This is a genomic window from Bifidobacterium cebidarum, from assembly GCF_009193305.1.
In the GTDB taxonomy this organism is placed as follows: Bacteria; Actinomycetota; Actinomycetes; order Actinomycetales; family Bifidobacteriaceae; genus Bifidobacterium; species Bifidobacterium cebidarum.
This window is the reverse complement of record NZ_WBVS01000001.1, coordinates 301,763-325,990: the sequence shown is the minus strand read 5'-3', so window position 1 is coordinate 325,990 and position 24,228 is coordinate 301,763. Positions and strand designations below refer to the sequence as shown.

General features: G+C 58.2%; 33 protein-coding genes and 1 tRNA gene. 33 read left to right on the top strand and 1 reads right to left on the bottom strand.

Annotated features, from left to right (window positions below):
* Positions 1-27 precede the first annotated feature (27 nt).
* The 25 genes from rplB (at position 28) to rplQ (ending at position 12,982) form a co-directional block, all read left to right on the top strand.
* Positions 28-858, top strand: coding sequence for a 50S ribosomal protein L2 (rplB, locus tag F7D08_RS01410; protein ID WP_100493465.1), 831 nt, complete (start codon positions 28-30; stop codon positions 856-858).
* Positions 859-873: 15 nt separating this feature from the next.
* Positions 874-1,152 carry a 30S ribosomal protein S19 gene (gene rpsS, locus F7D08_RS01405; RefSeq protein ID WP_003814508.1) on the top strand — a complete coding sequence of 93 codons (279 nt, stop codon included), beginning with the start codon at positions 874-876 and terminating at the stop codon, positions 1,150-1,152.
* A 17-nt stretch (positions 1,153-1,169) separates the two neighbouring features.
* Positions 1,170-1,529, top strand: coding sequence for a 50S ribosomal protein L22 (gene rplV, locus F7D08_RS01400; protein WP_100493466.1), 360 nt, complete (start codon positions 1,170-1,172; stop codon positions 1,527-1,529).
* 2 nt (positions 1,530-1,531) lie between these two features.
* Positions 1,532-2,332 carry a 30S ribosomal protein S3 gene (rpsC, locus tag F7D08_RS01395; RefSeq protein ID WP_152208940.1) on the top strand — a complete coding sequence of 267 codons (801 nt, stop codon included), beginning with the start codon at positions 1,532-1,534 and terminating at the stop codon, positions 2,330-2,332.
* A gap of 6 nt (positions 2,333-2,338) precedes the next feature.
* Positions 2,339-2,758, top strand: a complete 420-nt coding sequence (gene rplP / locus F7D08_RS01390) for a 50S ribosomal protein L16 (RefSeq protein ID WP_033890511.1) — start codon at positions 2,339-2,341, stop codon at positions 2,756-2,758.
* The gene (gene rpmC, locus F7D08_RS01385) at positions 2,758-3,009 is read left to right on the top strand and encodes a 50S ribosomal protein L29 (RefSeq protein ID WP_100493467.1); all 252 of its coding nucleotides are present in this window, start codon (positions 2,758-2,760) and stop codon (positions 3,007-3,009) included. The genes rplP and rpmC overlap by 1 nt, the downstream gene beginning before the upstream one ends.
* Positions 3,010-3,011: 2 nt before the next feature.
* Positions 3,012-3,272, top strand: a complete 261-nt coding sequence (rpsQ, locus tag F7D08_RS01380; protein ID WP_106629628.1) for a 30S ribosomal protein S17 — start codon at positions 3,012-3,014, stop codon at positions 3,270-3,272.
* Positions 3,273-3,366: 94 nt separating this feature from the next.
* A complete protein-coding gene (rplN, locus tag F7D08_RS01375) occupies positions 3,367-3,735 on the top strand; it encodes a 50S ribosomal protein L14 (protein ID WP_003829893.1) in 369 nt (122 codons plus the stop codon).
* A 1-nt stretch (position 3,736) separates the two neighbouring features.
* Positions 3,737-4,072 (top strand): 50S ribosomal protein L24, encoded by a 336-nt coding sequence (rplX, locus tag F7D08_RS01370; RefSeq protein WP_033890508.1) that lies wholly within the window; start codon positions 3,737-3,739, stop codon positions 4,070-4,072.
* Positions 4,069-4,641: a 50S ribosomal protein L5 gene (gene rplE / locus F7D08_RS01365; protein WP_100493468.1), complete on the top strand. Its 573-nt coding sequence runs from the start codon at positions 4,069-4,071 to the stop codon at positions 4,639-4,641. Before rplX ends, rplE begins: the two co-directional genes overlap by 4 nt.
* A gap of 1 nt (position 4,642) precedes the next feature.
* On the top strand, positions 4,643-4,828 hold the full coding sequence (locus F7D08_RS01360) for a type Z 30S ribosomal protein S14 (protein WP_003814530.1): 186 nt from the start codon (positions 4,643-4,645) through the stop codon (positions 4,826-4,828).
* An 88-nt stretch (positions 4,829-4,916) separates the two neighbouring features.
* A complete protein-coding gene (rpsH, locus tag F7D08_RS01350) occupies positions 4,917-5,315 on the top strand; it encodes a 30S ribosomal protein S8 (RefSeq protein WP_100493749.1) in 399 nt (132 codons plus the stop codon).
* Between the two features lie 17 nt (positions 5,316-5,332).
* Entirely contained in the window at positions 5,333-5,872 is a 540-nt protein-coding gene (rplF, locus tag F7D08_RS01345; RefSeq protein WP_033890506.1) for a 50S ribosomal protein L6, read from the top strand.
* 1 nt (position 5,873) lies between these two features.
* Complete coding sequence (rplR, locus tag F7D08_RS01340; protein ID WP_033890505.1) at positions 5,874-6,245, top strand: 50S ribosomal protein L18; 372 nt, start codon at positions 5,874-5,876, stop codon at positions 6,243-6,245.
* Entirely contained in the window at positions 6,242-6,970 is a 729-nt protein-coding gene (rpsE, locus tag F7D08_RS01335) for a 30S ribosomal protein S5 (RefSeq protein WP_034534734.1), read from the top strand. The genes rplR and rpsE overlap by 4 nt, the downstream gene beginning before the upstream one ends.
* A gap of 5 nt (positions 6,971-6,975) precedes the next feature.
* A complete protein-coding gene (gene rpmD, locus F7D08_RS01330; protein WP_033890761.1) occupies positions 6,976-7,161 on the top strand; it encodes a 50S ribosomal protein L30 in 186 nt (61 codons plus the stop codon).
* 2 nt (positions 7,162-7,163) lie between these two features.
* Positions 7,164-7,616: a 50S ribosomal protein L15 gene (gene rplO, locus F7D08_RS01325; protein WP_100493471.1), complete on the top strand. Its 453-nt coding sequence runs from the start codon at positions 7,164-7,166 to the stop codon at positions 7,614-7,616.
* Positions 7,617-7,813: 197 nt separating this feature from the next.
* On the top strand, positions 7,814-9,154 hold the full coding sequence (gene secY / locus F7D08_RS01320; RefSeq protein WP_152208938.1) for a preprotein translocase subunit SecY: 1,341 nt from the start codon (positions 7,814-7,816) through the stop codon (positions 9,152-9,154).
* Between the two features lie 57 nt (positions 9,155-9,211).
* Positions 9,212-9,772, top strand: coding sequence for an adenylate kinase (locus F7D08_RS01315; protein ID WP_100493473.1), 561 nt, complete (start codon positions 9,212-9,214; stop codon positions 9,770-9,772).
* A 173-nt stretch (positions 9,773-9,945) separates the two neighbouring features.
* Positions 9,946-10,164, top strand: a complete 219-nt coding sequence (gene infA / locus F7D08_RS01310) for a translation initiation factor IF-1 (protein ID WP_003808114.1) — start codon at positions 9,946-9,948, stop codon at positions 10,162-10,164.
* 21 nt (positions 10,165-10,185) lie between these two features.
* Positions 10,186-10,299 (top strand): 50S ribosomal protein L36, encoded by a 114-nt coding sequence (gene rpmJ, locus F7D08_RS01305; protein ID WP_003814578.1) that lies wholly within the window; start codon positions 10,186-10,188, stop codon positions 10,297-10,299.
* Positions 10,300-10,446: 147 nt separating this feature from the next.
* On the top strand, positions 10,447-10,824 hold the full coding sequence (rpsM, locus tag F7D08_RS01300) for a 30S ribosomal protein S13 (RefSeq protein ID WP_014484255.1): 378 nt from the start codon (positions 10,447-10,449) through the stop codon (positions 10,822-10,824).
* 86 nt (positions 10,825-10,910) lie between these two features.
* The gene (rpsK, locus tag F7D08_RS01295) at positions 10,911-11,309 is read left to right on the top strand and encodes a 30S ribosomal protein S11 (RefSeq protein ID WP_003829907.1); all 399 of its coding nucleotides are present in this window, start codon (positions 10,911-10,913) and stop codon (positions 11,307-11,309) included.
* Positions 11,310-11,389: 80 nt separating this feature from the next.
* Positions 11,390-12,385 (top strand): DNA-directed RNA polymerase subunit alpha, encoded by a 996-nt coding sequence (locus F7D08_RS01290; RefSeq protein ID WP_152208937.1) that lies wholly within the window; start codon positions 11,390-11,392, stop codon positions 12,383-12,385.
* 90 nt (positions 12,386-12,475) lie between these two features.
* Positions 12,476-12,982, top strand: coding sequence for a 50S ribosomal protein L17 (rplQ, locus tag F7D08_RS01285; RefSeq protein ID WP_152208936.1), 507 nt, complete (start codon positions 12,476-12,478; stop codon positions 12,980-12,982).
* 83 nt (positions 12,983-13,065) lie between these two features.
* Here rplQ and F7D08_RS01280 read toward each other — a convergent pair whose 3' ends face one another.
* The gene (locus tag F7D08_RS01280) at positions 13,066-13,980 is read right to left on the bottom strand and encodes a tRNA pseudouridine synthase A (RefSeq protein WP_152208935.1); all 915 of its coding nucleotides are present in this window, start codon (positions 13,978-13,980) and stop codon (positions 13,066-13,068) included.
* 160 nt (positions 13,981-14,140) lie between these two features.
* Here F7D08_RS01280 and F7D08_RS01275 point away from each other — a divergent pair, with 160 nt between their 5' ends.
* The 8 genes from F7D08_RS01275 to F7D08_RS01240 all read left to right on the top strand — a co-directional run bounded on the left by F7D08_RS01275 (position 14,141) and on the right by F7D08_RS01240 (position 24,227).
* Positions 14,141-16,321, top strand: coding sequence for a circularly permuted type 2 ATP-grasp protein (locus F7D08_RS01275; protein WP_152208934.1), 2,181 nt, complete (start codon positions 14,141-14,143; stop codon positions 16,319-16,321).
* Positions 16,322-16,497: 176 nt separating this feature from the next.
* Positions 16,498-17,298, top strand: a complete 801-nt coding sequence (locus tag F7D08_RS01270; protein WP_152208933.1) for a transglutaminase family protein — start codon at positions 16,498-16,500, stop codon at positions 17,296-17,298.
* A 70-nt stretch (positions 17,299-17,368) separates the two neighbouring features.
* Positions 17,369-17,456 (top strand) — tRNA-Ser (locus F7D08_RS01265).
* 248 nt (positions 17,457-17,704) lie between these two features.
* Positions 17,705-19,258, top strand: coding sequence for an arabinosylfuranosidase ArfA (gene arfA, locus F7D08_RS01260; protein ID WP_152208932.1), 1,554 nt, complete (start codon positions 17,705-17,707; stop codon positions 19,256-19,258).
* A gap of 127 nt (positions 19,259-19,385) precedes the next feature.
* Positions 19,386-20,771, top strand: a complete 1,386-nt coding sequence (locus F7D08_RS01255) for an ABC transporter substrate-binding protein (protein ID WP_152208931.1) — start codon at positions 19,386-19,388, stop codon at positions 20,769-20,771.
* A 73-nt stretch (positions 20,772-20,844) separates the two neighbouring features.
* A complete protein-coding gene (locus F7D08_RS01250) occupies positions 20,845-21,768 on the top strand; it encodes a carbohydrate ABC transporter permease (RefSeq protein ID WP_152208930.1) in 924 nt (307 codons plus the stop codon).
* A gap of 2 nt (positions 21,769-21,770) precedes the next feature.
* Positions 21,771-22,682, top strand: coding sequence for a carbohydrate ABC transporter permease (locus F7D08_RS01245; protein ID WP_152208929.1), 912 nt, complete (start codon positions 21,771-21,773; stop codon positions 22,680-22,682).
* A gap of 45 nt (positions 22,683-22,727) precedes the next feature.
* Positions 22,728-24,227 carry an alpha-L-arabinofuranosidase C-terminal domain-containing protein gene (locus F7D08_RS01240; protein ID WP_152208928.1) on the top strand — a complete coding sequence of 500 codons (1,500 nt, stop codon included), beginning with the start codon at positions 22,728-22,730 and terminating at the stop codon, positions 24,225-24,227.
* Position 24,228 lies beyond the last annotated feature (1 nt).

Here is a 24,228-nt window from a genome sequence, read left to right as displayed (position 1 = left end):
GAGAAAAGTTAAAGGAAGAACTACATTATGGCTATCCGCGTTTACAAGCCGACGACTGCAGGCCGCCGAAACGCGTCCGTCTCGGATTTCTCCGATCTGACGCGCTCCACGCCTGAGAAGTCGCTGGTTCGCAAGAAGTCCAAGACCGGCGGTCGTAACTCTTACGGCCGTATCACCTCCCGCCATCGCGGCGGCGGTCACAAGCGCCAGTACCGTCTCATCGACTTCAAGCGTTGGGACAAGGACGGCGTGCCCGCCAAGGTTGCTGAGATCGAATACGATCCGAACCGTTCCGCTCGCATCGCCCTCCTGCACTTCGCAGACGGCGAGAAGCGCTACATCATCGCACCGAAGGGCATCAAGCAGGGCGACGTCATCGAGACCGGTGCCCAGGCTGATATCAAGCCGGGCAACAACCTGCCGCTGGCCAACATCCCGACCGGTACTGTGGTCCACGCCATCGAGCTGAAGCCGCTGGGCGGCGCCAAGATCGCTCGTTCCGCTGGCGCCTCCGTGCAGCTCGTCGCTAAGGATGGCGCTTACGCCCAGCTGCGTATGCCGTCCGGCGAAATCCGTAACGTCGACGCTCGCTGCCGCGCAACCGTGGGCGAGGTCGGCAATGAGGACCACGCCAACATCCAGCTCGGCAAGGCTGGCCGCGCCCGTTGGATCGGCCACCGTCCGATCACCCGTGGTGAGTCCATGAACCCGGTCGACCACCCGCACGGCGGTCGTACCCGCGGTGGCAAGCCGCCGGTTTCCCCGTGGGGCAAGGGCGAGGTTCGTACTCGTCGTCCGAAGAAGGCTTCGAACAAGATGATTGTTCGTCGTCGTCCGTCTGGCAAGAACCGCAAGTAAGGGAGTATCGAGAAGATGACTCGTAGCATCAAGAAGGGCCCCTTCGTCGACGCCCACTTGCAGAAGAAAGTCGACGAGCAGAACGAGAAGGGCACCAAGAACGTCATCAAGACTTGGTCCCGTCGTTCGATGATCACCCCTGATTTCATCGGACACACCTTCGCCGTTCACGATGGTCGCAAGCATGTGCCGGTGTTCGTCACCGAAGCCATGGTTGGTCACAAGCTGGGTGAGTTCGCCCCCACGAAGACCTTCAAGGGTCACGTGAAGGACGACAAGAAGGCCCGCCGCTAAAGGATAAGGAATAGAACATGGAAGCTAAAGCAATCGCTCGTCACGTCCGCGTGACGCCGCGCAAGGCTCGCCGCATGGTCGACCTCATCCGCGGCAAGAAGGCGACCGAAGCCGTCACCATTTTGAAGTTCGCCCCCCAGTCTGCAGCCCTGCCGGTTCGCAAGACCCTGGAGAGCGCCATCGCCAACGCTCGTGTGAAGGCCGACAAGGCCGGCGAGCCGTTCCGCGAGAACGACCTGTACATCAAGGAGACCTACGTTGACGAAGGTGTGACCCTCAAGCGCTTCCGCGCTCGTGCACAGGGCCGCGCTGCTCGCATCAACAAGCGCACCTCCCACATCACGGTCGTCGTGGCTAACAAGGAAGGAGCCCGCTAAAGATGGGTCAGAAGATCAATCCGTTTGGCTACCGTCTGGGCATCACCGAGAACCACCGCTCCAAGTGGTTCTCCGACTCCAACAAGGCCGGCGAGCGCTACCGCGACTTCGTCCTGGAAGATGATCAGATCCGCAAGGAGATGAACAAGGACCTCGAGCGCGCTGGCGTGAGCAAGATCGTGATCGAGCGCACCCGCGACCGCGTTCGCGTCGACATTCACACCGCCCGTCCGGGCATCGTGATCGGTCGCCGCGGCGCTGAGGCCGAGAAGGTCCGTGCCAAGCTCGAGAAGCTGACCGGCAAGCAGGTCCAGCTCAACATCTTCGAAGTCAAGAACGCCGCGCTGGACGCCCAGCTCGTCGCTCAGGGCATCGCAGAGCAGCTGACCAACCGCGTCACCTTCCGCCGTGCGATGCGCAAGGCTCAGCAGGACGCCATGCACGCTGGTGCCAAGGGTATCCGCATCAAGCTCTCCGGCCGCCTCGGCGGTGCGGAAATGAGCCGTTCCGAGTTCTACCGTGAGGGCCGCGTTCCGCTGCAGACCCTCCGCGCCCTCATCGATTACGGCTTCTTTGAGGCTCGTACCACCTACGGCCGCATCGGCGTCAAGGTGTGGATCTACAAGGGCGACATGACCGAATCCGAGTTCGAAGAGCAGCAGGCTCAGCAGAACAACCGTCCGGGCCGTCGCGGCGATCGCCGTCCGCGCCGTGGCAACCGTTCCGCCGCCCAGCAGCAGTCCGCAGCCAAGGCTGAGGCTCCCGCTGCCGAGGCCGCTCCTGCAGCAGAAACGAAGGAGTGAGCAAGAATGCTTATCCCCAAGAGGACTAAGTACCGCAAGCAGCACCGCCCCGTGCGTTCTGGCATGTCCAAGGGCGGCAACGAGATCAACTTCGGTGATTTCGGTATCCAGGCTCTTGCCCCGGCTTACGTGACCAACCGCCAGATCGAAGCCGCACGTATCGCCATGACCCGCTACATCAAGCGTGGTGGCCGCGTGTGGATCACGATCTTCCCGGATCGTCCGCTGACCAAGCACGCTCTCGGCGCCCGAATGGGTTCCGGTAAGGGTGCCCCGGAGTTCTGGATTGCGAACATTCGCCCTGGCCGCGTGATGTTCGAAATCGGTGGCGTGTCCGACGACATCGCCAAGGAAGCTCTGCGTCGCGCCATCGACAAGCTCCCGATGAAGTGCCGCATTATCGCACGTGAAGGTGGTGACATCTGATGGCATACGGTACCGCTGAATACTCCATCAAGAATCTGAACGAGAAGACCAACGCGGAGATCGAAGACTTCCTCAAGAAGTCCAAGGAAGAGCTGTTCAACCTGCGCTTCCAGCACGCGACCGGTCAGCTCGACAACACCGCCCGTCTCAAGGCAGTCAAGCGTGACATTGCTCGCATGTACACTGTGCTTCGTGAGCGTGAGCTTGGCATCAGCCAGGAGCCGGCCGCTACCGAATCCAAGGAGAAGTGATTATGGCTGAAGAGCGTAACTTCCGTAAGGTTCGCCGCGGCTACGTCGTGTCCGACAAGATGGACAAGACGATTACCGTCGAGCTCGAGCAGCGTTCGACCCACCCGCTGTACGGCAAGGTCGTTCGTTCCACCAGCAAGGTCAAGGCCCATGATGAACACAACGACGCCCACGTTGGCGACCTCGTGAGTATTATGGAGACTCGGCCTCTGAGCAAGACCAAGCGCTGGCGTCTCGAAAGCATCATCGAGCGCGCCAAGTAAGTAAAGTTCGGCAAGGCTCGCCATTTACCGGGGCACTGCGGGAAACCATGGTGCCCCGGTAAATGGGGAGAACCAGCTCGGCTAAGGAGAATCAATGATTCAGCAGGAAACGCGGCTTCATGTCGCCGACAACACGGGTGCGAAGGAACTCCTCGCCATCCGAGTGCTCGGCGGATCGAAGCGACGCTATGCCGGCATCGGCGACGTGATCGTCGCCTCCGTCAAGGACGCCATTCCTGGCGGGTCGGTCAAGAAGGGCGATGTGGTGAAGGCTGTCGTCGTCCGTACTGTCAAGGAATCCCGTCGCGCGGACGGTTCCTACATCAAGTTCGACGAGAACGCCGCCGTCATTCTCGGCTCCGGCCGTGAACCGAAGGGCACTCGTATCTTCGGACCGGTTGGTCGTGAACTGCGTGAGCACAAGTTCATGAAGATCGTGTCCCTCGCCCCGGAGGTGATCTGACATGGTAGCCAAGATCAAGAGCGGCGATCTGGTCAAGGTCATCCGCGGCAAGGACCGTGGTAAGGAAGGCACCGTCAAGCAGGTGCTCTCCAACGACCGACTGATCGTTGAAGGCGTTCAGATCGTCAAGAAGCACGTGCGTGCCACCCAGCAGGGTCAGCAGGCCGGCATCGTGGCCACCGAGGCTCCGATCCATCGCTCCAACGTGATGGTCATCGACCCGGAGACCAAGCAGCCTACCCGCGTGGGCGTCACCATCAAGGAAGAGGCGCGTGACGGCAAGGTCAAGACCGTGCGCGTGCGCGTCGCCAAGAAGTCCGGAAAGGAGCTGGCATGACCGATACCACTGTCGAAGCGCCGGCCACCCCGCGCTTGAAGGTCAAGTACAACGAGCAGATCATCCCTGAGCTCGAGAAGGAGTTCAAGTACTCCAACCCGATGCAGGTTGCTCGCGTCCAGAAGGTCGTCGTCTCCATGGGCGTCGGTGCCGCAGCTCGCGACTCCAAGCTCATCGAAGGCGCCGTCAAGGACCTCACCCTGATCACCGGCCAGAAGCCGAAGATCACCAAGGCCAAGAAGTCCGTCGCTCAGTTCCACCTGCGTGAAGGCCAGGCCATTGGTGCATACGTCACCCTGCGCGGCGACCGTATGTGGGAGTTCCTGGATCGTCTGCTGACCCTCGCGCTGCCTCGTATCCGCGACTTCCGCGGTATCAATGGTCACCAGTTCGATGGCCAGGGCAACTACAACTTTGGTCTCACCGAGCAGTCCATGTTCCACGAGATCGATCCGGATTCGATCGATCACGTGCGCGGTATGGACATCACTGTGGTGACCTCCACCAAGGACGACAAGGAAGCTTACGCACTGCTCAAGCAGCTGGGCTTCCCCTTCAAGGAGAACTGATATGGCAAAAACCGCTCTTAAGAACAAGGCGGCCGGCAAGCCGAAGTTCAAGGTCCGCGCTTACACGCGCTGCCAGGTCTGCGGTCGTCCCCACTCCGTCTACCGCAAGTTCGGCCTGTGCCGCATCTGCCTTCGTGAGAAGGCCCACCGCGGCGAGCTGCCCGGAGTTACGAAGTCCAGTTGGTAAACATCGACGCTGAAGGTCCGCGGCCCGTTCCGCCCGTGAGGGCGGAACAGCGGCGGAAACCACGGCGAGAAAGGGCATGAAGCCCAAAATGACAATGACAGATCCGATCGCAGACATGCTGACGCGTCTGCGTAACGCGAGCGCGGCTAAGCACGAAACCGTGGATATGCCGTACTCCAAGTTCAAGGCGAACATCGCCGAGATCCTGAAGCGTGAAGGCTACATCCAGGACTTCACCGCCAAGGAAGCCAAGGTCGGCCAGACTCTTGAGGTCACCCTCAAGTACGGTCCGAACGGTGAGCGTTCCATTCAGGGCATCAAGCGCATCTCCAAGCCGGGCCTTCGTCGTTACGCGAAGTCCGACTCCCTGCCGATGCCGCTCGGTGGCCTGGGCATCGCCATCATCTCGACTTCTTCGGGACTGCTGACTCAGAAGGAATGCCTCGACCGAGGCATTGGCGGCGAGATTGTCGCCTTCGTGTGGTGAGAAAGGAGAGCTGAAACATGGCATCGCATATTGGTAAGCTCCCCATCGCCATTCCTGCTGGCGTTGAAGTCAAGATTGAAGGTCAGAACTTCTCGGCCAAGGGCGCCAAGGGCTCTGATTCCTACGTGATTCCGGAAGGCGTCTCCGCTGCAGTTGAAGGCAACGAGATCATCGTCACCCCGGCTGATGACCTGCGTCCGACCCGTGCCAAGCACGGTCTGGCTCGCTCCATCATGGCCAGCATGGTCAAGGGCGTGCACGATGGCTACTCCAAGACTCTTGAGATCGTCGGCACCGGTTACCGCGCCGTCGCCAAGGGCCAGGGCATCGAGTTCTTCCTCGGCTACTCCCACACCATCACCGTTAACCCGCCTGAAGGCATCACTCTGAAGGTCACCGACCCCACTCATGTGGTTGTCGAGGGCACTGACAAGCAGGCCGTGGGCCAGGTTGCCGCCAACATCCGCAAGCTGCGCGCTCCGGAACCCTACAAGGGCAAGGGCGTCAAGTACGCCGATGAGCGCATCCTGCGCAAGGCTGGAAAGGCTGGTAAGTGATATGAGCGTTGCAATTCTCGGAAAGGGCAAGAAGGTCGCCCTCAAGCGCCGTCACGCACGTATCCGCAAGCGCATCTCCGGTACCGCCGAGCGTCCGCGCCTGGTGGTCACCCGCTCCAACCGCCACATGGTTGCCCAGGTGGTCGACGACACCAAGGGCATTACCCTGGTGTCCGCCTCCACCCTGCAGGCCGATTTCGCCGGCTTCCAGGGCACCAAGGTTGAGGCTGCCAAGAAGGTCGGCGAGCTGATCGCTGACAAGGCCAAGGCCGCCGGCATCACCGAGGTCGTGTTCGACCGCGGTGGCAACAAGTACACCGGTCGCGTCGCAGCTGTGGCTGAAGGCGCCCGCGAGGGAGGTCTTGCACTGTGAGCGACAACGAAGCAAAGGAAACCCAAGTGGCTGAAGAAACTCAGAACACTGTGGCGACCGAATCCAACAACGAGGACCGCAAGGGTCGTCGTGGCCAGCGCGGCGAAGGTCGTCGTGGCGAGCGTCGTAACCGTCGTGAGGAAAACCGCGGCGACGAACTGCTCGATCGCGTGGTGACCATCAACCGTGTGTCCAAGACCCACAAGGGTGGTCGTACCTTCAGCTTTGCCGCCCTCGTGGTGGTCGGCGATGGTAACGGCACCGTGGGCGTCGGCTACGGCAAGTCCCGTGAGGTCCCGGCCGCCATCGCCAAGGGCCAGCTGGACGCCAAGAAGCACATGTTCTCCGTGCCTCGCGTCCGCGGCACCATCACCCACCCGGTTCAGGGCCACGATGCTGCAGGCACCGTTCTGCTGCGTCCGGCTGCCCCGGGTACCGGCGTAATCGCCGGTGGCTCCGTGCGCGCCGTCATGGAATGCGCCGGCATCACCGACGTGCTGTCCAAGTCCATGGGCTCCGCCACCGCCGTGAACGTCGTTCGCGCTACCGTGGATGCCCTCAAGCAGCTTGAGGAGCCGGAGGAGATTGCCGCTCGCCGTGGCCTGTCCCTCAACGAAGTCGCTCCTGACGCTCTGCTGCGTGCCCGCGCCGAAGGCATTGCCGAGGCTCGTAAGGCTCGCGAAGAGGCCGCTGCCAAGGCTGCCGAAGAGAAGGACGGTGAGTGATTATCATGGCTAAGAACCTGAAGATTACCCTGCACCACGGCCTCGTGAACCGTACCCCGGCTCAGCGTGCCACCGCCAAGACCCTCGGTCTGAACAAGATCGGCAAGACCGTTGTCCGCCCGGACACCCCGGCCAACCGTGGTCTGGTGAACGCCGTGCGTCACCTGGTCACCGTTGAGGAGGTTGACTGATTATGGCAGATAACGAAATCCTGCAGATGCACGACCTGAAGCCTGCTCCGGGCGCCAACAAGGACCGCACCCGCGTGGGCCGCGGTGAAGGCTCCAAGGGCAAGACCGCCGGTCGTGGCGCCAAGGGCCAGACCAAGCGCAATCACGTGCGTCCTGGCTTCGAAGGTGGCCAGCTGCCGCTGTACATGCGCCTGCCGAAGCTCCGTGGCTTCAAGAACCCGTTCAAGGTTGAGGCTCAGGTCATCAACATCGCCAAGCTCGTGGAGATCTTCCCCGAGGGTGGCGACGTGACCGCTGCCGACCTGGTCGCCAAGGGCGCCGTTCGCGGCAACGCCCCGGTGAAGGTTCTGGGCGAGGGCGAGACCACCGTTGCTTTCAACCTCAAGGGTGTGAAGGCCTCGGCTTCCGCCAAGTCCAAGATCGAAGCTGCTGGTGGCTCCATCTCCGAAGACTGAGCGTCTCACGGGGAGCCTAAGCAAGGCTAAGACATAGATAAACCCCCGCCCGCCAATCGGTGGACGGGGGTTTATCATTGCCATCGAACGAAAGAAACTCGAGACAAAGGTGTCTTAAGTAGGTACGTTAGACTATGCTCGTTCGATAGTTTGTGTATTTTTGTGCGCTTGATTCGCACTATAGGGAGGAAATCCAGGTGAGGACACTAATCCAGGCCCTGAAGACCAAGGAACTCAGGAAGAAGATTCTCTTCGTCCTGTTCATCATCATTATTTATCGTATTGGATCGTTCATTCCAACCCCTGGTGTGGACTACAACGTAGTGAACGAGTGCATGGCCAAGATCGGCAGCTCCACCCAGGAGAACTTCATCGGATTGGTGAACCTCTTCTCCGGCGGCGCCATGCTCCAGCTGTCCATATTCGCGCTGGGCGTGATGCCATACATCACCGCATCCATCGTGGTGCAGTTGCTCCGCGTCGTGATTCCTCGATTCGAAGCCCTTCATAAGGAAGGCCAGTCCGGCGAGGCTAAGCTCACCCAGTACACCCGATACCTCACCATCGGCCTGGCAGTGTTGCAGTCCACCACGATTCTGGTCACCGCGCGTTCCGGCGCACTCTTCAACTACCAATGCGACCAGGTCATCCCGGACGGCTCCGTATGGAACCTCGTCGTCATGGTGCTGATCATGACCGGCGGCACCGGCTTCATCATGTGGATGGCCGAATTGGTGACCGACAAGGGCATCGGCCAAGGTATGTCCATCTTGATCTTCATGTCCATCTGCTCCGGCTTCCTGCCGCAGCTGTGGGAGATCGGTTACGGTACCAACGGCACCGACGGCAACTGGGGCAAGTTCGCCATCGTGGTCTCCGTGCTCGTCGTCATCCTGATCTTCGTCGACTTCGTGGAACTGTGCCAGCGCCGCGTGCCGGTGCAGTACACGCGCCGCATGATCGGCCGCAAGATGTACGGTGGATCCTCCACCTACCTGCCGCTGAAGATCAACATGTCCGGCGTTATCCCTCCGATCTTTGCTTCCTCCATCCTGGCCATCCCGACACTAATCGCCCAGTTCGGCAAGTCTGACCAGTCCTGGGTCAAGTGGATCAACACCAATCTGGCCAACACCACATCCGTGTGGTACATCGCACTGTATGCGCTGATGATCGTGTTCTTCTGCTTCTTCTACACGTCCATCACCTTCAACCCGGATGAGACCGCAGATAACATGAAGCAGTACGGCGGCTTCATCCCTGGCATCCGCGCCGGCAACGCCACCAGCCGTTACCTGACCTACGTGATGAACCGTCTCAACACCGTGGGCGCTGTCTACCTGCTGTTCGTGGCCTTGATCCCGACCGTGCTGATTATGGCGCTCGGCTTGAATGCCCAGCTTCCGTTCGGCGGTACCACGATTCTGATTATCGCCGGCGTCGGCCTTGACACCCTGCGCCAGGCCAAGGCCCAGACCGAGCAGTTCCAGTACACCGGCTTCCTGCTCGAAAACGTGGACCACAAGGAAGGCAAGTAATTGTTATAGCTCCTCACGTCAGCGGGGAGCTCTGTTTGTTATAGAAAGGACAGAACCATGCGTCTGCTCATCATGGGCCCCCAGGGCGTCGGCAAGGGCACTCAGGCTGCTCTGCTCGCCGAGCACTTCGGCATCCCGACCATTTCCACCGGTGACATCTTCCGATACAACATCAAGAACAAGACTGAGCTCGGTCTTGAAGCGATGAGCTACACCGACAAGGGCGAACTGGTCCCGGATTCCCTGACCAACAAGATCGTCAAGGACCGTCTGGCCAAGGATGATTGCAAGGATGGCTGGATTCTCGACGGCTACCCGCGCAACGCCGCCCAGGTCGAGGCCCTCGACCAGATGCTCGAAGAGCTGGGCACCCCGCTTGATCACGTTGTGGCACTTGAGGCCGATCGCGAAGTGCTGCTGGAGCGTATGAAGAAGCGTGCCGCCGAGCAGGGCCGTGCCGATGACACTCCGGAGGCCATCGCCAAGCGTCTCGAAACCTACGAGAAGGAAACCGCCCCGCTGCTCGACATCTACAAGTCCCGCGGCCTGCTGGTCCTCGAGAATGGCGTTGGTGAGATCAGCGAAATCAGCCAGCGCATCATCTCCGATCTGAAGTGAATGGCTGAGTCGTAGGCATCGGTAGATACCACAGATTTATTTCAGTACCCCTATGCGACACGCCGTGTGTTGCATAGGGGTACTGCTGTATATGCCCCTGTATATATTTGACATTTGGTGTGTCTTCGTATGCACCCGTAGTAATTCGTCCAACGATAGGAAACCAGAGGCATATGGCAAAAGACGGTGTGATTGAAGTCGAAGGTCAGGTAGTGGAGGCACTGCCGAACGCGATGTTCCGCGTTGAGCTCGAAAACAAGCACATCGTGCTCGCCACTATCTCCGGCAAGATGCGCAAGAACTACATTCGTATCCTGCCTCAGGATCGTGTGGTGCTTGAAATGAGCCCCTACGACCTGAACCGCGGACGTATTACGTACCGCTATAAGTAAAGGTACAAGTAAAGGATAACCATGAAGGTCAGCCCTAGTGTGAAGCGAATCTGCGAAAACTGCCGCGTGATTCGTCGTCACGGCCGCGTCATGGTGATCTGCACCAACCCCCGCCACAAGCAGCGTCAGGGCTGAGAGCAGATTCTCCAGCGGCACAAGTAAATAAGGCACTCACTCACAGTGCTTCCCGCAAGGGAACGACACTGAACCACGGGTACGTAGGCCCGTGCCGGGTAACCGGACGAGCGGGTGCAAGACCTACGGCAACAAGAAGGAATCGCAATGGCACGTCTTGCCGGAGTCGACATCCCCAATGAGAAGCGCATCGAGATCGCCCTCACCTACATTTTCGGTGTGGGTCGCACTCGTGCCAAGGAAACGCTTGCCGCGACCGGTATCAACCCGGACATCCGCGTCAAGGATCTTACCGACGAGCAGCTGATTACGCTGCGTGACTACCTCGAGGCCAACTACAAGATCGAGGGTGATCTGCGTCGTGAAATCGATGCGGACATTCGTCGCAAGATTCAGATCAACTGCTACCAAGGCCAGCGTCACCGTAAGGGACTTCCTGTGCGCGGTCAGCGCACCAAGACCAACGCTCGCACCCGCAAGGGCCCGAAGCGCACGGTCGCCGGAAAGAAGAAGGCCACCAAGTAAGCGTGGCATGATCCAAGCCACGGGATGAATGTCATCCCATCGCTCGGACATAAACAACAAAGTTCGTTACTAGGAAACGAGGGTCAATGGCAGCTCCAAAGCAAGCCGCTCGTAAGCCTCGTCGTCGCGATCGCAAGTCGGTCCCGGTCGGCCAGGCTCACATCAAGTCCACTTTCAACAACACGATCATCTCGATCACCGATCCGTCCGGCGCTGTGGTGTCCTGGGCCTCCGGTGGCGATGTCGGCTTCAAGGGCTCCCGTAAGTCCACGCCGTACGCTGCTGGTATGGCTGCCGAGTCCGCTGCTCGCAAGGCAATGGAGCACGGTGTCAAGAAGGTCGACGTGTTCGTCAAGGGCCCGGGTTCCGGTCGTGAAACCGCTATCCGCTCCCTGCAGTCCGCGGGCCTCGAGGTTGGTTCCATCACCGACGTCACCCCGCAAGCCCACAACGGCGTTCGTCCTCCGAAGCGTCGTCGCGTCTGAGCACTCAGCAATACCAAATCAATCCAAAACCGCTTAACCGGTGAGTGCACCACCGAGTTCAAGCTGAAAGGATAACCACAGTGCTTATTGCACAGCGTCCGACTCTGACCGAGGAATCCCTGAATCCGCAGCGCTCCCGCTTCACCATCGAGCCGCTCGAGCCTGGCTTCGGCTATACGCTCGGCAACTCGCTGCGTCGCACGCTGCTGAGCTCCATCCCTGGTGCGGCTGTCACCTCCGTGCGCATCTCCGGCGCTCTGCATGAGTTCACCACTCTGCCGGGCGTTCAGGAAGACGTCACCGAGATTCTGCTCAACATCAAGGGCATTGTGCTCACCAGCGAATACGACGAGCCTGTGGTCATGTACCTGCGCAAGAGCGGCAAGGGCGAGGCTACCGCCGGGGACATCACCCCGCCGGCCGGCGTCACCATTGCCAACCCGGATCAGCACATTGCCACCCTCGCGGAAGACGGCGAGCTCGAGATTGAGTTCACCGTCGAGCGTGGTCGCGGCTATGTGCCGGCCCAGATGAACAAGCAGGACAACGCTGAAATCGGCCGTATCCCGGTTGATTCCATCTACTCCCCGGTGCTCAAGGTGAGCTACAAGGTCGAGGCCACCCGTGTGGAACAGCGCACGGACTTCGACAAGCTCATTCTGGACGTGGAGACCAAGCCTGCCATCTCCCCGCGTGATGCGGTGGCTTCCGCTGGTTCGACCCTGGTGGAGCTCTTCGGCCTGTGCCGTGAGCTCAACACCCAGGCCGAAGGTGTCGAGGTCGGTCCGGCCCCGGTGGCCGAGGAGACCAACCCCGAGATGGCCGTTCCGATTGAGGACCTCAACCTGACGCAGCGTTCCTACAACTGCCTCAAGCGTGAGGGCATCCACACCATCGGTGAGCTTGTCTCCCACACCGAGCAGGACCTGCTCGACATCCGCAATTTCGGTATGAAGTCAATCGATGAGGTCAAGGAGAAGCTGCAGGCCCTTGGTCTGAGCCTCAAGTCCTCGCCGATGGCCTTCGACACCAATAATCTCGAAGGTGGCACCTTCTTCTCGCCGGAAGACGAGTGATCTGCCTCTTTGACAAACCGTTCGTGGAGGCTTGCGGATGTTCGGGCATATGCCCACCTGCAAGCCTGACGGACAATAAGGAGTAAACCCATGCCTACACCTAAGAAGGGCCCGCGTCTGGCTTCCAGCCCTGCGCACGAGCGCCTCATGCTGGCAAACATGGCGACCAGCCTGTTCCAGAACGGCCGCATCACCACCACGCTGCCGAAGGCCAAGCGCCTTCGTCCGCTGGCTGAGCGCCTGATCACCTTCGCCAAGCGCGGTGATCTGCACTCCCGTCGTCGCGTGATGCGCGTCATCCGCAACAAGTCCGTGGTGCACGTCCTGTTCACCCAGATTGCCGAGCAGATGGAGCAGCGTGAGGGTGGCTACACCCGTATCGTCAAGATCGCTCCGCGCGTTGGCGATTCCTCCCCGGCTGCCGTGATCGAGCTCGTGACCGAGCCGGTTGCCAAGAAGGCTGTCGTGAAGGAAGCCGAGGCTGCCACCAAGGTCGCTGACGAAGCTCCGGCCGCTGAAGCCGCTGCCACCGAGGCTACCGAGGCCCCGGTCGAGGAGACCGCAGCTGCTGAGGCTCCGGCCGAGAACGCCGAGTGAGCCATCGCTGAGCCGATGAGCGAATAAGAGGGTTGGAATCGTTTGGATTCCAACCCTCTTTTGCATATTCCGGGAATTGCCGTTTACGGCAGCGTGCGCACGGCTCGAATCGCTTCGGCGCGGGCAGCCAGCTGATCGTCGGCCGGATAGGCAATATGCTCCAACGTCAACCCCTGCGGTGCGATGGGCCCACTTGATCCCTCTCGCGCAGGTTCGGTCATTTTGCCGGCAAACCAGTCCAAGGTCTTTCGCCCAGAACCCACCTTCACACACGAGCCGACCAGCGACCGCACCATATTGCGGGCAAAAGCGTCGGCCACAATCGTAAACACCAGCAAACCGGATTCCAATGACGGTGTCCGATAGACCTCATCCATTGCCAATTCATCAGGCACGAGGGGAGAGACCGGCACTCGCCGCCAATAGGCGGTTTTCACTTCGCGTATCGTCGTGCCTCCGGGATTCGGCGTCGCAAAAGAACCGAAGTCATGCAGGCCAATCGTCAGTGCCGCGGCCTGATTCATCACAGCGATATCCAACGATTCATCCACCCGCAGCACGCAGCCGCGCAGACGAGGATCCACTTCGCTCGAGCGGTCGGCCACACGGTACACGTACGTGCGTTCCAATGCGGAGAATCGCGCATCAAAACCCGCAGGAGCAATCGCAATACGGTGAATCACAATGTCAGCAGGCAATACAGCCCTCAGCCGCCGGGCCAATGCTTCGCATACGGGAACATTCATATGCCCCATGCATCGCGCCAGCGCCGTCTCGGAGACATCCAAATGCGCCACCTGATGCGAAGCATGCACGCCGGTATCCGTACGCCCTGCAACCGTTAGGCGTAGCGGCTCATTGGCATCACCAGCCGACACCCGCAACACTGTATGCAGCGCATCCTCAATCGTGCCCTGCACGGTGCGCAAATCGGGTTGGCGAGCCCAACCGAAGAATCCGCCGCCATCGTATGCCAAATCAATGCGAAGTCGTGTCATAGCCCACCATCTTATCGAACATGGAAGTGCAAGTTTCCTGCCCGTAACACACCAGCACATTTGCCGAAACGGTCCGGCTCTAGGTTGTAACCATCAAACCCGGTCGCGGTGGGTAGGCGTGAGCGCGCGCCAAAGCCGCAACAGCAAGGAGCATGGCACGATGATTGAATCAGCCGCACACAAGCTGGCCCATGAATTAGTGAACCGCCGCGAAGCGATCAACCGTGAGCTGTCTCGAAACGGTGTGCGTTTCGGTATCTACAAGAACAACGAGTATCACGACCGTCTGTTTCCCTACGATCCTGTGCCACGCATCATCGAATCCGACGAATTCGATGAGCTGGAGAAAGGCCTGAAGCAACGTGTCAACGCGCTGAACGCCTACCTGAAGGACATCTATTCGGACAAGTCGATTATCCATGACGGCGTGGTGCCGGAGGAGTACGTCTACACCTCCGCCGGCTACTTCCCGCAGGTGAACGGCGTGACCCCTCCCGGCGGCATCTTCGCGCATATCGCCGGCGAGGATCTGGTGCAGGGCGAGGACGGCCGTTGGTGGGTGCTTGAAGACAACCTGCGCATCCCCTCCGGAGCCAGCTACCCGCTGTTCGTGCGTGACATCGAGCGTCGCATTTCTCCCCGCCTGTTCCGCGATGTGCATATTCGGGACAATCGTGAATATCCGCGTTTGCTGCGCAAGGCCATGGATTTCGTCTCCACCGAGGGCATCGCTGTGGTGCTGACCCCGGGCCGGTACAATTCCGCATTCTTCGAGCACGCCTATCTGGCTGAGAAAACCGGTGCCGCGCTGGCTTTCCCGGAGGACCTCGAAGTGGTGGACAACAAGGTCTTCTTCCTTGATTACGCCGGCAAGCGCCATCGCGTGGGCGTGGTGTACCGCCGTCTGTCCGACGAATACCTGGATCCGTTCGCCTTCAACCCCGATTCGGTGATCGGTGTGCCGGGCATCCTGTCCGCCTACCGCGCCGGCAACGTGGCCATCGTCAATGCGCCCGGCAATGGCGCGGCCGACGACAAGGCCATCTATTACTTCGTGCCGCAGATGATCAAGTACTACCTCGGCGAGGAGCCGATCCTGCACAACGCGCCCACCTATATGCCGATGTTCGAGGCCGACCGCAAGGAGGTCTTGGATCGTATGGGTGAGCTGGTCATCAAGGATGTGGCTGAGGCCGGCGGCTATGGTGTGGTGTTCGGCTCTTCCCTGGACGCGGCTGCACGAGAGGATCTCGCCGACCGCATCAAGGAGGATCCACGCCGATTCATCGCACAGGAGGTCATCCAGTTCCGTGATATCGATGTGGTCGATCCCAAGACCGGTGAGATGTCGCCGCGCAAGTGCGACCTGCGTGCGTTTGTGGTCACCGGCAAAAGCACGCACGTATGGTATTCAGGCCTGACCCGCTACTCGTCGGTGCCCGGCCAGATGATTGTCAACTCCTCCCAGGGTGGCGGTTTCAAGGACACGTGGGTGCTGGCACCGGAAACCGGCGTCGAGCATGAGCTTGGTGCCGAAGTGCAGATCGCTAATTTGCTCAGCCAATCCCGTCATCACTCACTCTCCCTGGTGACCGCTTCCAAGGCTGATAACCTCTACTGGCTGGGGCGTTACACCGAACGCGCGTTCACCACACTGAACCAGTTCTTCCCGTTCTACGACCGTGTGATGGATACCGATGTGGACGCCTTCCGCCCGTTCGCTCATGCGCTCGATCTGCCGGAGGACTTCGAGGACTTCGACGAGTTCGTCAAGAGCTTCCTCTACGACGGCACGAATCCTGATTCCGTGCGTTCCGCGGTCACCGCCGCGTTCAACAACGCGGTGATTCTGCGTCCGGAACTGAGCTCCCGTCTGCTGCAGTATGTGGAGTTGGCGATGACCAACATCACCGATGCCGCCAAGAAGGCCGCCGATGCGGATGACATCTACAACCAGCGCGACATCGCCGACGATATGCTCGCCTTCTGGGGTGGCATCGAGAACTCGCCGGTTGATCCCACGCTGAAGGCATTCGTATTCATCGGCAAATACCTGGAGCGCATCGACCTGTATACGCGTTTCGGCCTATCGATGGAGGAGATGGAGGCCCCGCTGCGCAAGCTCGCCTCCTACTCCATGGTGCTGGACGGCATGCCGTTGCCAAGCTGCTTCGCGGATGGCCTGAGCTGGCTGGTCGGACAGCTGCCCGCGCGCGGATACGATCAGGTGGCTGCACTGCTCAAGAAGTATCTGGATGACTATTCCGGCCGAGTCAGCGCCCTGGCGATCAAGGATATGGGTTCCTTAAGCGCCATGAATATGGACGCCAAGCGCTTCTGACGCGCTGCAATGCTATGGTGATATGACACACGGCCGATGTGAGATTGCGCACGAATAGTGCTTGTGGTCCTTTGCGATACAGTGGCGAGCCACAGTGCTGTTCATGCCCATCTCACGGCGACCATGGCCGGCATAGTGCCTAGAATCATGATGCCTTTGATACTGCAGGAGAATTTGTGAAAAAACTCGTATTCGACTATGAGATGAAACTTTCCTTCAGCTCTCCTGTTACCGACCACCGGTTCCAGCTCCGTTGCATCCCCGCCACGGGCCCGCGCCAGCAAGTGATTGATGTGGAGGTCAAGCTCCAGCCGGACGTTGAACTTGATACCACAATCGATTCCTTCGACTCCGTGGTGATGACCGGTTTCATCCCCGAGCCGCATGATGTATTCAGCTATTCGGTGACCGGCATCGCCTTTGTGGATAACGACCATATCAAAAAGGAGATCTACAAGCCGCTCTATCGATTCAATTCCGCACTGACCATTCCCGGCCCATGTGTGGAAGCGATGATTGACATCTGCAGTCGGCGCCTGGCCAAACTGCCGGATGACGCGACTCCTGTTCAGCGTGCCGCTGAAGTAATGGACGAGGTCTACAAGGCCTTCGTCTACACACCTGGCTCCACGACGATTCGCACCACTGCCGAGCAGGCGCTCGCCCAGCGCAAGGGCGTCTGCCAGGATTACGCCCATGTGATGCTGTCCGTATGCCGCCATGTCGGGCTCACCGCACGCTACATCGCCGGCCTGCTCGGGGGAGAAGGGGCCACGCACGCGTGGGTGGAGGTCTATCAGGGTGGCCGCTGGATCGGTTTGGATCCGACGCACAACCGCATGGTCGACGACAACTACATCACCATCGCCCACGGTCGCGATTACCGCGACTGCATGCTCGATATCGGCATCTTCTCCGGCTACAACGTCGAGCAGTCCCAGTGGGTCAACGCCTCGGTGCATGAGCAGATTTCGTGACGTGCGACAAACCCGACTTGCCTCGTCGGCAAAGTATGGCATAATAAACAAGTTGCCTTTACGGCAATATGGATGAATGTCCGAGCGGTCTAAGGAGCACGCCTCGAAAGCGTGTGAGGTGAAAGCCTCCGCGAGTTCGAATCTCGCTTCATCCGCCATCAGGGTTTCAGGCCTCGCGCCTGAAGCCCTTTCCTGTTTTTGGCCCCGGAATTAGATCCAATGCGCAACACAAGGAATCGCGGATTGCGGCAGTGCTGTTGTGTCCAATGGTTTTGTGATGTACTATGAATCTATCGAAAGTACAACGTTGTATTTGTGAGCAAAGCACCAATAGGATTCGCGAGGATTCTATTCATCGAGTAAGTACAACGTTGTATTAATGGACTCGAGATGAAGGAGCACGTCGATGCGGCAGTCCAGTTCCAGTACAGAATCCTCCCGGCTCGTTGTGGATGATGCTTTCGAGGTGGCGCCAGTGAATGACCGTCTGTTCGGCTCGTTCGTGGAGCATCTTGGCCGTTGCGTCTATGGGGGTATTTACGAGCCAGGTCATCCGGGAGCCGATGACGAAGGTTTCCGTAAAGACGTTATCGATCTGGTCCGTGAGCTTGGCGTCACGACTATTCGATACCCGGGTGGCAATTTTGTGTCCGGATACCGTTGGGAGGATGGCGTCGGCCCGAAGGCGGAGCGTCCTCGTCGTCTCGATTTGGCCTGGCATTCTACGGAAACCAATCAGTTCGGTTTGCACGAGATGGTCAAGTGGCTGCAGGCTGTTGGCGGCAATGAGCTCATGGAAGCTATCAATCTGGGCACGCGAGGGTTGGAGAGCGCTTTGGACTTATTGGAGTACGCCAATATTCCCGGAGGCACTGCATTGTCTGACCGCCGACGCGCCAACGGGGCCGATATGCCGTTCGGCATCAAGATGTGGTGCTTGGGCAACGAGATGGATGGTCCTTGGCAGACCGGGCATAAGAATGCTGAGGACTATGGTACGCTTGCCGCCTCGGCTGCTGCTGGCATGCGCATGATCGATCCCGATGTGGAATTGGTGGTATGCGGTTCATCTCATCATGCTATGGATACCTTCGGCGCGTGGGAGGAGACCGTTCTCGAAAAGACTTACGAAAGCGTCGACTTTGTGTCTTGCCACGCGTATTATCATCCGGAATTGCGTTCGGATGGCACTCGAGACATGGCGAGTTTCCTGGCCTCTGGCGTGGATATGGATGGCTTTATCAACGATGTGGCGGCGGTCATCGACGCGACGAAGGCACGTCTCAAGAGCATCCATGATGTATTTATCTCCTTTGACGAATGGAATGTCTGGTACATCGACGAAGAGCCGAGTAAGAGCCCGGAGGGTATCGATAATTGGCCGGAAGCCCCGAAACTGCTCGAAGATGTCTATTCCGTTGCCGATGCCGTAGTGCTTGGCGATCTTTTGATAACGCTGCTGAAGAATGCCGATCGGGTGCATGCGGCAAGTTTGGCCCAGCTGGTCAATGTCATCGCTCCGATTATGACGGAGCCGAATGGGCCTGCGTGGAGACAGACGATTTTCTATCCGTTCTCACTAACTGCCAAATATGCCAAAGGGGGTACTGTACTTGAGCCCAAGCTCTCTTCCGGCACATACAAAACCGCTCAATACGGCGAAGTGCCGTTGATTAATTCCGTCGCCGTACGCGGTTCGGATAATTCGGTGACTGTTTTCGTCACGAATCGTTCGCTGGATACATCCAATGATTTTGAGATCAGGTTGCCGGAGGGAAGTGGAACCTTCGCCGTGGCGCAAACGTTGCATGAGGACGACATCTTCGCTGCGAACACCTGCGATGAGCAACAGCGCGTGACACCGCATAACAACGAAAGCATCAACTTGGATTCCTCATCTCGCACAGTCCATGTGACGTTGCCTCCGGTCTCTTGGACCGCTGTGCATGTGAGCCGATAAGCGAAAGGGTCCCAGCGATGAAAACCTAACTCACTCGCCGTGTCGAAAAAGTACAACGTTGTTCTCACGGCCATGGCCGGACTCGAATAATCAAGCAACAGAACAGATGCAATACAAAGGAGTATTGATGAAGAAGACAACGAAGTTTATGGCAGTCATGATTGCGGGAGCGACGATGCTTTCCATGGCGGCCTGCGGTGCGCCTGGCGGGGCTGCCGGAGCTTCCGGTATCAATAATGATCCCAAAGCGAATGATGATGCTCAATGCCAGAACACCATCAAGAAGAAGGGCGTAGAGAAAGTCACGCTTTGGGCTTGGTATCCTGCGGTTGAAAAGGTCGTAGACAATTTCAACGAGGCTCATGACGATGTCCAAGTTTGCTGGACAAATGTCGGCAATGGTTCTGAGGCCTACAAGAAGTTTAATACCGCGCTTAAGGCTAAAAGCGGCGCGCCCGATGTCATGCAGGTCGAAGCCGAGATCCTGCCGTCATATGTCTCCGGTGCTGAGAAGCATCTTGTCGACCTGTCCCAGTTCGGAGCCGCCAAAGAGAAAAGCAAGTATACGGAGGGCAGCTGGCGAGATGTGACGCTCGGCGGCGGAGACTCCACATATGCGATTCCGAGTGACGCCGGACCTTTTGCGATGATGTATCGCAAGGATATCTTCGATAAGTACGGAGTCAAGGTTCCTACGACCTGGGATGAATACGAGCAGGCCGGCAAAGAGCTGAAAGCCAAGGGATTCCCTGGGCACATCGGCAACTATGCGCCGAACGGCACCGCGATGAATGTGGCGTTGTTCGCGCAGAAGAACGCCAAAGTCTATGACTACGATGTCAGCAAGCCCGAGGATGTGGGCATCGACCTGACTTCGAAGGAAGTCACGGATGTGATGTCGTATTGGCAGCGGCTTGTTCAAGAAGGCATCGTTACGACAGATGATTGCTACAGCAACGACTGGTACACCAAGATCGTGGATGGTTCGTATGCCACAGTGGTCAATGCATCGTGGCTGATTGGCTATGTCAAGGGTGTCAGTGGCGCACAAGAAGGCGCTGTGTGGCAGGTGACGGATGCTCCAAAGTGGGATTCGTCTACTCCGATGGTCAATCAGGGTGGATCGACCCTGGCGGTAACCGATCAGGCCAAGCATACCGAAGCCGCGGCGAAGGTCGCGATGGGCTTGTGGGACTCCGAGGCGAACCAAGAGGTGGCGGTCAAGGATTCCGGCAACTTCCCGGTGATGAATTCGAAGCTGGAGGCGGATGATTTCATCAATTACGAGGAGCCGTTCCTGAACAACCAGAAGGTCAATGACGTTCTCGCTCCGATTGCACAAGGCTACAAGGGCTACAGCTTCCTGCCTTTCCAGACCTATGCCTATGACGAGCAGACCAAGGCGTTCACCAAGATCGTGCGCGAAGGTGCAGATGTCTCCAGCACCATGAGCGATCTGCAGAAGACGCTTGATACCTACGCCACGCAACAGGGCTTCACCGTCAAGAAGTAGCCATAACGATTGCCGGGAGGATGTCTATCCTCTGTGCCGTCCTCCCGGCCACTTGGCTGAAAGCGAGTCTGATATGTCTGCCAATACAAGCAAGGCCGTTCGTCGTGCCCCGGGACAGGCCGCGCAGCGTGCGAACCTGTGGGGCTGGTTCTTCACCGCGCCATTCGCAGTGGTGTTCGTAGTGTTCCTCATTGTGCCGATGGTGTATGCGTTCTACGTATCGCTGTATTCATATACACAGGTCCGCGGCACGGTGTTCACCGGTATCAGCAACTATGTACGTGCGTTCAAGGATCCAATCTTCTTGCAGGGCATGGGGCGTGTGCTTCTATACACCGCTGTTATGGTGCCGATTCAGATTATTCTCGCCTTGATTTTCGCCTTGATCATCGACGCGATGCGCACAAAATTTGCGGCTGGATCACGACTGGCGATTTTTCTGCCTTATGCGGTACCGGGTGTCATCGGCGCCCTGATGTGGGGCTTCCTGTATTCGAAGGACATGGGGCCTTTCGCCTCTATCTTTGAGCTGTTTGGGATGCAGGCTCCTGCATTCCTTTCGCCCCAGGGTCTATTCGGCAGTTTGGTCAATGTGGTGACCTGGCAGTGGACCGGTTATTACATGGTGATCATCTATTCCGCTTTGCAGTCCATTCCGCATGAATTGTATGAGTCGGCACGTATTGATGGTGCCTCTGAATTGCAGATTGCACTGAGAATTAAAACGCCTATGGTATCCAGCTCGCTGGTGATGGCAACCATTTTTGCTCTCATCGGTACCCTGCAGTTCTATACGGAGCCCATGGTGCTGCGCAATAACGCGCAGTCGGTTATTCCGCCGGAATATACGCCCAATATGTACGCCTACACGCTGGCATTCAACTATAACCAAGTGAACTATTCGGCGACGGTGTCGTTCGCGCTGGGGCTCATTGTGGTCATTATCAGCGTCATCTTCATGCGAATTACCCGTAAGCAGTCCGGATTGGGGGAGTGATTATGAACAAGACATCTCGACGCGCAACGAATGACGCGCGAACAACGGCTGCTCAACATATCAAGACGGGATCACGCGTCCTGCCGCACCTGATTCTTGTGGTTGCCATCGTGTATTTCCTGGCTCCGGTGTGGTGGCTGTTGGTGGCTGCCACCAAGTCGAATTCAGGGTTGTTCCTTGGCAGTGCCGGCCCGATGTGGTTCGATCGTACGTTTGCTCTGGGAGACAATCTGGCCCAATTGTCCACCTACCAAAGCGGCATTTACTGGCGTTGGATTCTCAACTCGTTCTTCTACGCTCTGGTGGGAGGCGTCGGTGCAACCACCATCTCGGTCATGGCAGGCTATGGTTTCGCCAAATACAAATTCAAAGGCCGTGACGTGTACTTCAATATCGTACTTGGAGCACTGATGATTCCGGCGACGGCATTGGTCATTCCGATCTTCATCCTGATGTCGAATATCGGTATGACGAACACGGTGTGGGCCGTGCTGCTGCCATCATTGCTTTCTCCGTTTGGCACGTATCTCATGCGTATCTACTGCATGAGTTCGTTGCCTGATGAGATGATGGAGGCCGCCCGTGTGGATGGTGCCGGTGAATTGCGCACCTTCCTGCAAATTTCGTTGCCGATTATGACGCCGGCGATTACCACCGTGTTCCTGCTGTCGGTCGTTGGATGCTGGAACAACTTCTTCCTGCCTCAGGTGGTGCTATCCGATCCGAAGCTATTCCCCATCACGGTCGGTCTGACTCAATGGCAGGCGCGCTCGAGCGCCGGCTCTGGGGCCGAACAGATCTGGAACTTGGTGACAAGCGGCGCATTCGTGTCCATTGTCCCGCTGGTCATATCGTTCCTGCTGTTGCAGCGGTATTGGGTCGGTGGATTGGCCGCAGGCGCTGTCAAGGCGTAATCGGTGACTTATCGAAGAAATACAAGCCTTTCAAAGGAGAAAAGCATGAAAACGGCAATTAACGCCCGAAGGGCAATCGGCGTCCGCGATCGGATGCTGTACGGACAATTCCTCGAACACTTTCACCGTCAAATCTATGGCGGGGTATTCGATCCCGGGTCGCCTCTGGCGAATGCGGACGGATTGCGCGAGGATGTTATCGAGGCCGTGCGGAAACTCAACGTGCCGATTATGCGCTGGCCTGGCGGATGCTTTGTATCCTCATATCATTGGCAGGACGGAGTGGGGGCGGACCGTGAACCCACTTTCGATAAGACTTGGCGCGTGGAAGAGCCCAATACGTTCGGCACGGACGAATACATCAAGTTATGCAGGGCTTTTGGCTGCGAGCCATATATCTGCACGAATGCCGGCACCGGTACTGCCGAGGAAATGAGCGACTGGGTTGAATATTGCAATCTTGCTGGCAAAGGACGATATGCGAGAATGCGCGCCGACAATGGCCATGCCCGGCCCTTCGGCGTGAAATACTGGAGCATCGGGAACGAGAACTGGGGCTCGTGGGAAATTGGCGCGAAGACACGTGAGGAATGGGGGCACCTAGTCCGCGAATCCGCGAAAATGATCAAGCATGTTGATCCGACCGTGGAGCTCAGCGCTGCGGCTTTGCCGGACATCGATTGGAACCTTAATCTGCTGCGTAGCTGCGGTGATTATCTTGATTGGATTTCCATTCACCAATACTGGGACGTTATCCATGAAACCAACCATGCATCGAAGTTCAATCAGGTCATGGCTATGACGGCAGGTCTCGATGCCAATATCGTCAAAGTTCGTGGCCTGTTGGAGGCATTGGGGCTGCAACATCGAATTCGAATCGCATTTGACGAGTGGAATTTACGCGAGTGGTATCATCCGAAAGCGGTGACGGTGGAGCAGGGAGTCACCGAGGATGAATATCTCACTCCGCGCGACGGCAATGACATCAATGGTCTGTACACCATGGCTGATGCGGTGTTTTCAGCCAGCGTGCTGAATATGCTGCATCGTAATTGCGATGTCGTCGGTATGGCATGCTTCTCGCCGTTGGTCAATACTCGCGGTTGCATCTTTACCCATCCCAAAGGCATTGTGCTTCGTCCGACCTACTTCGTGTTCGATCTATATGCCAACCATCTGGGCGATACCGTGCTTGATTCGTGGAACGACAGCAACGACCTGATTGCGGTGGAAGATGTGCAAGGGCGCTCGGTCATGGTCCCGGCGCTTGATGTATTGGCGACGACCTGGGCTGATCGGCATGCAATTGCCATCGCCGTGGCATCTCGAGACAAGACGCGTTCGCATTCATTGCAATTGGATGTGGGCGATGCGTGGATCGGCAAGACGGTGAATGTGCATACATTGAACGGCTCATCCGAGGAATCCTATAACGATATTGATCATACGGAGGTTGGTGTTGTACAACATGATCTTGGGGAGTATAAACCGGGCCTGTCCGTTCAGGTTGAGCCGCATTCGGTTAATATCATCGAAATAGCCTGAT